The sequence below is a fragment of the Oleiphilus sp. HI0067 genome (assembly GCF_001635735.1).
Window position 1 is genome coordinate 1 of sequence record NZ_LWFI01000227.1, and the last position, 774, is coordinate 774.

Sequence of the window (774 nt, forward strand, 5' to 3'; positions counted from 1 at the left end):
GTAGCACCAATGACGGTCAGTTCACCATATTGATCGGGGTTTGCACGTATCTTTCGTGTTGCTTCAATGCCGCCCATACCGGGCATAATGCAGTCCATAAAAATGATCGCTGGTTTTGCTTCTTTTAAACATTTCAGCGCTTCTTCCCCTGAATTTGCCGTATCGCAACTAATGCCGAATTCTTCTAATAGCTGAACCAAAATGATTTGCTGAATTTGATCATCCTCAACAACGAGTATGCGCTCGTCTGTCACAGCGGTTTTACTCTCCTCTTGATCGATCTGCTGAATCAATTTGGTGATAAAGCTTTTATTGTCTGAGGGGCGATAGAATATATGATCGACATTCTGGTAGGTGTCTTCGACCAAGTCAGGATCCGACACAGAAAGCAGCAGACGTGTACTGCCTTTTACTTTTGCCAAGCGAGATTTAAGTGTTTTACAGAATGACTTCAACTCAATGCCTGGTACCGTATCTGTCACGATAAAGGCATCAAACTCCTGTGCCTTGGCACTCGCTTTGAAAATATCGTTAGGTGAACTTGCCCATTCCAAGCCACAACCAGATTCGGAAATCGTGCGGCTGAGAATATCCAATTGCAATGGAGAGTCGCCACATAACAGTACTTTCTTTCCTTCAAGGATTGCTTCGTTTTCAGGATAAACTTTTGGCGTTGCTTCAATACTGACGACTAACTTTTCGGCTTGAGTGAGTGTCGGCGACGATTCGTCTAAACAATCTAACCACTGCACTTTCAGTTGTGCATCACTGCCC

At 44.2% G+C, this 774-nt stretch carries 1 protein-coding gene; it reads right to left on the minus strand.

Going from position 1 to position 774, the window contains the following annotated elements; all coding sequences use genetic code 11:
* On the minus strand, positions 1 to 774 hold a 774-nt coding region (locus A3739_RS03025), incomplete at both ends, for a response regulator (protein ID WP_156502296.1).